This is a genomic window from Winogradskyella sp. (genome assembly GCF_025210595.1).
Taxonomy (GTDB): domain Bacteria; phylum Bacteroidota; class Bacteroidia; order Flavobacteriales; family Flavobacteriaceae; genus Winogradskyella.
The window spans coordinates 1-11,817 of record NZ_JAOARH010000032.1 but is presented as its reverse complement, the minus strand read 5'-3'; the positions used below and the strand labels follow the sequence as shown (position 1 = coordinate 11,817).

6 protein-coding genes are annotated in these 11,817 nt (G+C 33.8%); 5 read left to right on the top strand and 1 reads right to left on the bottom strand.

Annotation, left to right across the window (positions count from 1 at the left end; translation table 11 throughout):
* Positions 1 to 1,023 (bottom strand): aldehyde dehydrogenase family protein (locus tag N4A42_RS03190; RefSeq protein WP_294069776.1); only part of this gene is annotated, 1,023 nt, incomplete at its 3' end.
* A 124-nt stretch (positions 1,024 to 1,147) separates the two neighbouring features.
* On the opposite strand from N4A42_RS03190, the gene N4A42_RS03185 reads away from it, so the two are divergent.
* The 5 genes from N4A42_RS03185 to pbpC all read left to right on the top strand — a co-directional run.
* On the top strand, positions 1,148 to 2,212 hold the full coding sequence (locus N4A42_RS03185) for an isoaspartyl peptidase/L-asparaginase family protein (RefSeq protein WP_294069773.1): 1,065 nt from the start codon (positions 1,148 to 1,150) through the stop codon (positions 2,210 to 2,212).
* 187 nt (positions 2,213 to 2,399) lie between these two features.
* Positions 2,400 to 7,988: an MG2 domain-containing protein gene (locus tag N4A42_RS03180; protein ID WP_294069770.1), complete on the top strand. Its 5,589-nt coding sequence runs from the start codon at positions 2,400 to 2,402 to the stop codon at positions 7,986 to 7,988.
* A gap of 159 nt (positions 7,989 to 8,147) precedes the next feature.
* Positions 8,148 to 8,999 carry an SH3 domain-containing protein gene (locus N4A42_RS03175; protein WP_294069767.1) on the top strand — a complete coding sequence of 284 codons (852 nt, stop codon included), beginning with the start codon at positions 8,148 to 8,150 and terminating at the stop codon, positions 8,997 to 8,999.
* Positions 9,000 to 9,137: 138 nt separating this feature from the next.
* Positions 9,138 to 9,464, top strand: coding sequence for an antibiotic biosynthesis monooxygenase (locus N4A42_RS03170; RefSeq protein ID WP_294069764.1), 327 nt, complete (start codon positions 9,138 to 9,140; stop codon positions 9,462 to 9,464).
* Positions 9,465 to 9,591: 127 nt separating this feature from the next.
* The coding region (pbpC, locus tag N4A42_RS03165) for a penicillin-binding protein 1C (protein WP_294069761.1) at positions 9,592 to 11,817 on the top strand (2,226 nt) is incomplete at its 3' end.

Sequence of the window (11,817 nt, the reverse complement as noted above, 5' to 3'; positions counted from 1 at the left end):
ATGATTCTTTTCATCTAATGGATTTCCAATTGTTAATTGTCCATAAGCACCAACAATAGCATCTCTTACTTTATCATAAACCGATTCGTGAATGATTAGACGACGTGTAGAAGTACAACGTTGTCCACAAGTTCCAACAGCTCCAAATACAGCTCCAGGCACTACAACCTTAAGATCTGCAGAAGGTGTAATGATTATCGCATTGTTTCCACCTAATTCTAATAATGATTTACCAAAACGCTCTGCTACTGTTTTACCAACAATACGTCCCATTCTTGTAGATCCTGTTGCAGATACTAAAGGAATACGAGCATCAGTTGTCATGTATTCTCCAACTTTATAATCACCATTAACGATACAAGAAATACCTTCTGGTAAGTTGTTTTCTTTTAAAATATCAGCAATAATATTTTGACAAGCTACAGAACATAAAGGCGCTTTTTCAGATGCTTTCCAAACACAAACATCACCACAAATCCATGCTAAAGCTGTGTTCCAAGACCATACAGCAACTGGGAAGTTGAATGCAGAAATGATTCCAACAACTCCAATTGGGTGCCATTGCTCTCTCATAACGTGACCAGGGCGCTCAGAAGGAATCGTTTGTCCGTTTAACTGTCTAGATAAACCAACAGCAAAGTCACAGATATCGATCATCTCTTGAACCTCACCATAACCTTCTTGAAGTGATTTCCCCATTTCGTAAGATACTAACTTACCTAATGGCTCTTTTAAATCTCTTAATTTGTTACCAAATTGACGAACAATCTCTCCACGTTGTGGTGCAGGAACATCTCTCCAAGTTTTAAAAGCTGCAGTTGCGCTTTCCATAACACGATCATAATCTTCTCTTGTAGACCCTTTAACCGAACCAATTAATTTTCCATCTACTGGAGAGTAAGATTCAATTAATTCACCATTAGAAAACCACTCAGAACCTGTAGAGCTTCCATCATTTACTTCTTTAAGCCCTAATTGTTTAAGTGCTTCTTGAATTCCGAAATCAGTTGCAACTGCTTCCATATATAGTTATTTTTTGTTTTACAATTAATTTGTCGCGAAGATACTAATTTCTTGTCGTTTCTTATTCAGAAATAATTCTTAAAAAACCTATCTTTAAAACGCTAAAACACTAATCACATTCCTAATGAAAAAATTCGTTCTATTTTTTGCTTTATCATTCTTATTTCTCGCTTGTAATAATGCTACCAAACCCATTAAAGAAAAACCAGAAACGGCTACTAAAAAACAAGAATTTGCTATTATTATTCATGGTGGTGCTGGTACCATTCTAAAAAAGAACATGACACCAGAAAAAGAAGCTGCTTACAAAGCCAAGTTAGAAGAAGCTATTAGAGTTGGTTATGATATTTTAAAAAATGGTGGAAACAGTATTGATGCTGTTCAAAAAACCATTAATGTAATGGAAAACTCATCACTTTTTAATGCTGGTAAAGGTGCTGTTTTCACTCATGATGAAACCAATGAAATGGACGCTTCAATCATGGACGGAAAAACCTTAAATGCTGGTGCTTCCGCAGGAACAAAAACAGTAAAAAACCCAATAAATCTAGCTAGAGCTGTTATGGAAAACTCTCCTCATGTAATGTTATCTGGTAATGGAGCTGAAACTTTTGCAGCTGAACAAGGTTTAGAAATTGTAGACCCAAACTATTTTTTCTTAGAAAGCAGATTAGAATCATTGAAAAGAGTAAAAGAAAAACAGGCACGAAATGAAAAGAAAATAGATATGGAATCGACTTCCATTAACTTTTTTGATGCTGAAATAAAAAATTCGAAATTTGGAACAGTTGGTTGTGCAGCACTAGACAAAAACGGAAACCTTGCAGCAGGAACCTCAACTGGTGGCATGACCAATAAGCGTTGGGGAAGAATAGGCGATTCTCCAATAATTGGTTCTGGTACTTATGCTAATAATGCAACATGTGCAGTTTCTAGTACAGGTTGGGGCGAATATTTTATTAGAACCCAAGTTGCTCATGATATTTCTGCATTAATGGATTATAAAGACTTAAGTCTAAAAGAAGCTGCAAAAATAGTTTTAAATAAAGTCGAAGATTTAGGTGGTGATGGTGGTGTTGTAGCAGTTGACAAAAACGGAAATATGGTTGCAGAGTTTAATACTTCTGGAATGTATAGAGCTACAATGAACGACAAGGGTGAACTAATAATTGGGATTTATGAAAAGTAATTATTATTGAATATAACCCTCAAATGTTCTCAATGTAACATCTACAAAAGTGACATTTCTTAACATTTAAGAACATTTTAACAACACCCAAAAATCTAAAGGAATAAAATTTGGCGTACTTATTTAACAAGAAAGCGCCTACCTTTCTTATTTAAGTCCAAGTTTCACTCTTAAACCATCAACAACTATGCAGATTCAAAAGTACCTTGCCTTTTTAGCACTCATCGCAATCGTAGTATCATGCAAAAAAAAGCCAGCAGAAACAGATAATATTTTTAAATATAGAGACTACATTAGTTATACAACTTCAGGACGTGTATCTGTTACGGAATCAATTAAAATTAATTTAGCTGAAGAGGTAAAAGGCTGGGAAGCAGAGCAAGAAGTTGATAGTAAATTAGTGAAAACTCATCCTTATATGCAAGGAACATTAAAAGCACTGAATAAACACACGCTTTTATTTACACCAGACGAAGCTTTAGAAGCTAATACAGAATATACGGTTACAGTAAAACTAAACGACATTTACCCTAACATTCCTAATGAGTTTGAATACTACACTTTTCAGTTTAAAACCATTAAACCAAGTTTTAATATTACAACAAACAACCTTCAATCATATAGCAAAGAATGGCAATATGTTCAAGGTATGCTGCATTCTGCTGATGTCATAAACCTTGAAGATGCCAAACAATTAGTATCTGCTTCGCAGCATAATAAAGATCTCAATATCGTATGGTTAGAAGTACCTGAACCTTCAAAATATTTCGAATTTAAAATTGACAGTATTAATCGCGACATCGAAGACAGTAAAGTAAAAGTACAATGGAATGGTAAAGCCATAAAAGCAGAAAACAAAGGAGAAAACTTTATTACTATTCCTGGCAAAAACAACTTTACTATAGTAGAGACTAATGTTATTCAAAACCCAGAACAGTATTTATCCATCAATTTTTCAGATCCTTTAAAAAAGCAACAGAATTTTGCAGGATTGGTAGCTATTCAGAATGTAAAAAACCCGAAATACATTGTGGATGGTAATGTGTTAAAAGTTTATCCAAACAATAAATTAGTTGGCGATATTAGAGTCGATGTCTTTACAGGTATCAAAAACATAGATGGTTTTAAACTTAAAAATCCGTTTACCCAAACCTTAACTTTCGAAGAATTAAAACCTCAAGTAAGATTGCTAAGTAACGGTTCTATTCTACCAAACTCTAAAGATTTAAAATTCAATTTTGAAGCGGTTAACCTGAGCAAAGTTGATGTAAGAATCATCAAAATATTTGAAGACAATGTGTTACAATTTCTTCAAGAAAACAATATAAATAGCAATTATGAAAATGCTATAAAACAAGTAGGACGTCGTATTGCTAAAGAAACGATTACCTTAATAGATGATGAATCTCAAAACCCTGGCAAATGGAAAGCATATAGTATTGATTTATCTAAATATCTACAGGCAGATCCTGGAGCTATTTACAGAGTAGAATTGAGCTACAAAAAAGACTACTCTTTGTATGATTGTAGTACAAATTCTGAAACCACAGAAAATGAAAACGAAGATTATTACGATGACTACTATGACGATTATTACGAAGAAGATGTTTATGCTTCTGAAGATATTTCTGAAGAAGAACAAGAATTAAAAGAAGAACGTTATTGGGACAATCTTACTTACCGTTATAGAAATACCAATTACAGATATAGAGACAGAGATAATCCTTGTAAAGATTCGTATTTTAACTATCCTAATAGAACAGTTGCATTAAATCTAATTGGTTCTAATCTTGGTGTTATTGCAAAACAAGGTAATGACAACAGGTATTTCTTTGCAGTAACTAATATTTTAACCACTAATCCAGAGTCTGGTGCTAAAGTAACGCTGTACAATTATCAACAACAAGAATTAGCAAATGCTACCACAAACACAGATGGTATTGTAAAATTAGACGCTAAAAAACGTGCTGCTTTTGCCATCGTATCTAAAGGAAAAAACATAAGTTATGTAAAACTGTTTGATGGCAATACATTATCACTAAGCAAGTTTGATGTATCTGGAAATAGGCTACAACGTGGATTAAAAGGCTATATTTATGGAGAACGTGGAGTTTGGAGACCAGGTGATAGTTTGTTCTTAACTTTTGTACTTAATGATAAAGCCAATAAATTACCAAAACGCCATCCTGTAAAATTAGAGATTACAGATCCTGTTGGCAAACTGGTTTACAGAAAAGTATCTATAGATAACATTAATAATTTCTATGATTTTAAAGTACCTACGGCATCAGATTATAAAACTGGCAACTATAATGCTAAGGTGTCTGTTGGTGGAGCTCAATTTTCTAAAAATTTAAAGATTGAAACTGTTAAGCCTAATCGATTAAAAATTAAAATTGATTTTGAAGATAATGTGCTTACCAATAACAAATCCTTAAAAGGAGATTTGAATGTGGCTTGGTTACATGGAGCATCAGCAAAACATCTAAAAACCGAAATAAAAGCAAAGTTCACAACTAAGCGCACAAGTTTTAAAGGCTACAAGAATTATGTTTTCAATGATCCGACAAAAAATTTCGATACTGAAGAAACCAATGTGTTCGAAGGACAATTAGATGCTAACGGAAATACTAAAGTCAATTCAGAATTAAATATTGGCACCAATGCGCCAGGTATGTTGAATGCACAATTTTTGGTAAGAGCTTTTGAAAATGGTGGTGACTTTTCGCTAGATGCATTTACAATGCCTTATGCTCCTTATGAAAGTTTTGTTGGTTTAAGATCACCTAAAGACAACAACTATAGATCATTTTATACAGACGAAAATCACACCTTCGATATTGCAACAGTTACAGCTGAAGGCAAACCGATACAACGTAAAAAATTAGAAGTAAAAGTTTATAAAATTGAATGGCGTTGGTGGTGGAATTCTTCTTACGATAACTTATCTACTTACGTATCTAGCAGCTATCACAGACCTGTTCAACAATACTCAATTGATACTGATGTTAACGGAAAAGCAAGCTTTAAAGTTAATATTCCGGAAAATGATCGTGGACGCTATTTAATTAGAATTGTAGATCCTGTAAGTGGTCATGCTACAGGTCGCACAGCATATTTCTATAAAAATTGGTGGTCTAATACTTCATCTGGAGATAAAGAAGCTGCTAAAATGTTAGTTTTTTCAACCGATAAGCAAAACTATAATGTTGGTGATACAGCTAAACTAACTTTTCCTTCTGGTAGTGAAGGAAGAGCCTTAGTAAGTATCGAAAACGGTACTGAGGTATTACAACATCAATGGGTAAAAACCAAACCTGGCGAAACGACGATTGATATTCCTGTTACAGCGGAGATGGCACCAAACGTGTTTATAAATGTTTCATTATTACAACCACATGCTATAACATCAAATGATTTACCAATTCGTTTGTATGGAGTTATTCCTATGATGGTAGAAAACCCTGCCACAAAGCTAGAACCTCAAATCAATATGCCAGATATAATTAAGCCTGAGCAATCTTATGAAATAAAAGTTTCTGAAAAAAATAACAAATCCATGACTTACACTATTGCTGTAGTTGAAGAAGGCTTGTTAGATTTAACGCGTTTTAAAACACCAAACGCATGGAACAGTTTCTATGCTCGTGAAGCTTTAGGAGTAAAAACTTGGGATATTTTCGATGCTGTTATTGGAGCCTATTCAGGCAGTATAGATCAGGTTTTTGCTATTGGTGGTGATGGAAGTGCAGCAAAAGGGAAAAACAAAAAAGCAAACCGTTTTAAACCAGTAGTCACCTATTTAGGACCGTTCTTATTGAAAAAAGGACAAACTAAAACGCATCAACTTAAAATGCCAAATTATGTTGGTGCTGTAAGAACGATGGTTGTTGCTGGTAACAATTCAGACGAAGCCTATGGAAGTGCAGAAAAATCAGTGAAGGTTAAAAAACCTCTAATGGTATTAGCAACCCTACCACGTAAGTTGAGTCCTGGTGAAAAAGTTACTTTACCTGTTACGGTTTTTGCTATGGAAAGTAAGGTGAAGAACGCCAATCTTTCCTTAAACCTTAGTGATGGTATTACTGTAAAAGGAAACAAAACACAATCGCTTCAATTTAGTAAACCCGATGAAAAAATGGTTTATTTTGAATTAGATGTCACCAAAGCAAAAGGCATTAACACTATTGAAGTCGTTGCCACAGGAAATGGAGAAAAATCAACCTATAAAGTAGAGATAGATGTTGAAAATCCAAATCCAATGACCTCACGTGTTATTGATAACGAATTACAAGCTAACGGAAACAAAACGATTGACTTTTCAACATTTGGCGTTTCAGGAACCAATTCGGCAACAGTAGAATTTTCAACATTACCTCCAATGGATTTTTCAAAACGAATGGCTTATTTAATTCGCTATCCTCATGGCTGTGTAGAGCAAACAACCTCTAGTGTATTTCCGCAATTGTATTTAGCAGATGTTTTCGATTTAACAGAGAAAAAGAAAAAGGAAGTTCAACAAAATATTGAAAATGGAATTAACCGTTTAGGTAGTTTTCAAAATCCTGATGGCGGACTTGGTTATTGGATGGGAGAAAGAACTGCAAGTGATTGGGGAACAAGTTATGCAGGACACTTTATGATTGAGGCTGAAAAGAAAGGTTTTATTTTACCATTAACTTTTAAAAGTAACTGGCTGGCTTATCAAAGGCAAGCTGCTCGTAATTGGAGGCCAAGTTATAGAAGGTATCATAGTGATTTAGCTCAGGCATATAGATTGTACACTTTAGCTTTAGCTGGTAGTCCAGATTTAGCAAGTATGAACAGACTACGTGAGTTTGAAGATATTTCTAACGATGCAAAATGGAGGTTAGCTGCTGCTTATGCCTTAGCAGGACAAAAAGAAGCTAGTGAAGCTATTTCTAAATCAGCAAATATAGATTTCATGTCTAATGAAGCAAACTATTACACTTATGGTTCGGTTTACAGAAACAGAGCTATGGCTTTAGAGACTATGCTATTAATCAATCATCCTAAAAAAGTAGAATTAGCAAAAAGCATTGCAAAAACATTATCTAGCGACAAGTGGATGAGTACACAAACCACAGCTTATAATTTATTAGCCCTTGGTAAGCTCATTGTACAAAACGGTGGAAAAGATCTAAAACTCACTTATACCATTAACGGAAAAACAGAAACTATCGATACAAAAAATGGTATTGCACAACGTCGAATTCCTATAAAAGATGGTACTAATCAATTATCTATTACAAACGGAAGAGATAATTTGGTTTATGTACGCATATTAAACTCAGGAAAATTAAAACTTGGAGAAGAATTGGCTGTGCAACGTGGTTTCTCTATCTCAACAGTTTATAAAGATTTACAAGGCAATGAAATTGATGTTAGAAAACTAAAACAAGGACAAGATTTTGTAGCTACGGTTAGCATTTCTAACCTAACCAGAGACCATGTTAATGATGTAGCTTTAACACAAATATTTCCATCTGGTTGGGATATTGTGAATACACGCTTTACCGATTTTGGAGATACCACAGTAAGCAAAGCCAGATATACAGATATTAGAGATGATCGCGTTAATTTCTATTTTGATATGAATAGAAGCGGAAACTATGGCACCAAAACCTTTACAGTAATGCTTAATGCTTCCTATTTAGGTACCTATTATTTACCTGGCGCACAAGCCGAAGCCATGTACGATAACGATGATTATTTGGTGAGAAATAAAGGGCAGTGGATTACTGTTGAAAAGTAATTGAAGGAGATCTCACAGGTTTTAAAAACCTGTGAGGTCTAAAACCCAAACTAAAAAACTCCCGTTTTCACGGGAATAAAACTAAACTACTTGTCGTCCGGAAGACAAGAAACCTAAGAGAACAAGCCGCTAAAATGTTCAATTTAAAACTTAGAAAAGATGAAAAATTTAAAAATGATTTTAGCAATAGTATTTGTATGCAATCTAGTAATAGCAAACGCACAACAAGAAGAAGCTTATGTAGCGGCAGAAAGCGGATTATCTCTTAGAGATCAACCAGATGTTAGTGGAAAAATGTTGACAAAATTAGCCTACGGAGAAGCAATTGGTGTATTAGAAGAAACTGATAAAAACTTAGTGATACTAGATGCTGGAGAAAGAATTAGTGGAAAATGGGTGAAAGTAGAAACCAGAAACCACATTGGCTATGTATTTGATGGTTATTTATCACCAAATAAAATTGCCCGAACAATCCGTCTTAAACTCAATAGTCTAAATGTTGAAATTAAAAATTTAGCTACTAGTGATTATAAGAGAAACCATGATTTAAAAAGTGACGATGTTGCCACAATCAATGTAGACATCAACGATTCACCTGAAGGAAAAGAAATTGTTTTAGTAGATAATGATTATAAACATGTAAGTCTTTTTCAACGTTATGAAAATAGTTTCTCTTTTATGAGTGCTGATGCAAAATGTAGTTCTAATGAATGGAAAACGTTCGATACAGAATGGAAACCTTTAAAGCAATTAAAATCAAACACTTTTGAAACCTTAACATACACAGAAAAGGATTGGTTAAATTTTATTGAAATTGCAACTAAGGACTTAAAAGACGATGTGGTTGATAAATGTGGTGAAGATTGGTTAGCTTATGTAAAAACCATTGATAACCTTAAAGATTTTCCGGTTAGTGTATCTACAGACCGTGTGTTTATTAAAGTTATTTTAACCGATTTTGAAAATAACGTCACTGAAAAAATCATTGAATTTGAAACACCTAAAAGTTGATTCGTTTATGCATTTAAATAGGTTATTTGCTTTCGTACTTTTTAGTTTAATCGTTAACTGTAAAAACTATTACAACGATACCATACATTGGGCAGATAACCTTAATAACGGATTGGATATAGAATCTAAAAAATAAATATGAAAAACTTTAAACCATACTTTGCTGTAATATTTACATCAACACAAACAGAAAATACCGAAGGCTATGCAGAAATGGCAGATAAAATGGAATTCTTAGCCAAACAACAAGAAGGTTTTATTGGAATTGAAAGCGCAAGAAACGGTGTAGGTATTACAGTGAGTTATTGGGAAAGTATAGAAGCAATTAAAAACTGGAAAGCTAATACCAAACATGTATTCGCTCAACAAAAAGGAAGAGAACAATGGTACAATTGGTATAATGTTCGCATTTGCAAAGTAGAGCGCGAGTATGAATTCCTGCGAACTGAGGAATCTGATGAGTAAAAACCGTAAAAAAACTCATTTGTCATTGCAAACAAAGTGAAGCAATCTCAGCGTATTCAACCATTTTAAAACAGATTGCCGCATCAAATATTACGTGTGTAATTAACAATGATGATTTATTAAAAAATTGAAACCAATAAACTACATAAAACGCAACAAGATAAAGTCCTTAGTGATTGTTGTACTACTTGTGTTATATTATCTCTGTTTACCTCAGCAATTGTTCAAAGATCCTACAGCAACAGTTATTACAAGCAATAACAATGAACTTTTAGGTGCACTAATTGCTAACGATGGTCAATGGAGATTTCCCGAAAGCGATAGTATTCCTCATAAATTTAAAACCTGTATTCTTCAATTTGAAGATGAATATTTTTATAAGCATCCTGGTTTTAATCCTATTTCAATTTTTAAGGCCTTAAAAGAAAACATCAATGCAGGTTCGGTAAAACGTGGAGGAAGTACTATTACACAACAAGTCATTCGATTATCTCGTAAAGGACAATCAAGAACCTATCTAGAAAAAATTAAGGAAATTATATTAGCTACACGTCTAGAGTTTAGACATTCTAAAGATGATATTTTAAAACTTTATGCAAGTCATGCACCATTTGGAGGTAATGTGGTTGGCATTGACGCTGCATCTTGGAGATATTTTAACCGAAGTGCTAATAACTTATCTTGGGCAGAAAGCGCAACGCTTGCTGTTTTACCCAATGCTCCAAGTTTAATTTATCCTGGAAAAAATCAAAAACGACTCTTAGATAAACGCAACCGACTATTAAAAAAACTATTTAAAAATGGCACTATAGATGAGTTGACTTATGAGCTTTCTATTGCTGAGAACCTACCTCAAAAACCTTATCCACTACCTCAAATTGCACCACATTTACTTCAAAAGATTGCTAAAAACAATAAAGGGAAACGTATAAAAACAACAATAAATATAGCCCTACAAGAGCAGACTAATCATATAGTAAAACAACATTATAATCTATTAAAACAAAATGAAATCTATAATGCTTCTGTGCTTGTTTTAGATGTACATACGCGAGAAGTTTTAGTCTACATTGGCAATTCACCAACAGATAAAGCACATCAAAAAAGTGTAGATATTATTGATAAACCTAGAAGCACAGGAAGCATTTTAAAACCCTTTTTGTATGCTTCAATGTTAGATGCTGGTGATTTATTACCAAATACTTTAGTGGAAGATGTACCAACACAATTCGGCAGTTACCAACCTGAAAATTTCAATAAATCTTATGATGGTGCTGTACATGCTAATGAAGCTTTATCGCGTTCATTGAATGTACCAGCAGTTCGAATGCTTCAAGATTTTGGACTAGATCGGTTTTATCATTATCTAAAACAACTGCAACTAAAAGACTTAAAATACAATGCCAACCATTATGGGCTATCATTGGTTTTAGGTGGTGCAGAAAGTAATTTATGGGACTTGTGCAAAAGCTACGCAGCAATGGCTTCTACATTAAATCATTTTAATGAGAACTCTAGTCAATATTTTACCAATGAATTTATTCAACCTATTTATAATTCTGAATCTATTGTAGACTTCGGAAAGTTAACCGATGAAAAAACGGTTTTTGATGCAGCTTCCATATATCTCACTTTTGAAAGTATGAAACAAGTCAATAGACCAGAAAGTGACGAGAGTTGGGAATTTTATGATTCTTCTCAAGAGATTGCATGGAAAACAGGAACGAGTTTTGGTTTTAGAGACGCTTGGGCTATTGGTACTACAAAAGATTACGTAGTCGGAGTTTGGGTTGGTAATGCTGATGGAGAAGGTAGACCAGGTTTGGTTGGTGTGCAAACTGCAGCTCCTATACTATTTGATGTGTTTGATATTTTACCAAAAAGCGATTGGTTTGCAAAACCTTATGACGAAATGCTAGAGGTTAATATTTGTAAAAAAAGCGGCTACAGAGCATCAACAATATGTGATGATGTTGAGGTAAGGTACATTCAAACTGCTGGACAAAAAACAGAACCTTGCCCTTTTCACAAATTGATACATTTAGACAAATCTGAACGTTACCAAGTAAACTCTTCATGCGAAACAATTTCTAATATCAACACCGAACCTTGGTTTGTACTTCCTCCGTTACAAGCCTATTATTTCAAAAATAAAAACCCTTTTTATAAAACGCTTCCTCCTTATAGAACAGATTGTTCAGAATCAAATGCTATTACTATGGAATTTATTTATCCTCATCAGCAAAGCGCTATTTTTTTACCTAAAGATTTTAATGGTAAGGTTAATAATTTAATACTTAAAGTGGCACACTCTAAACCCGAAACTAAACTTTATTGGTACATAGATGAGGAT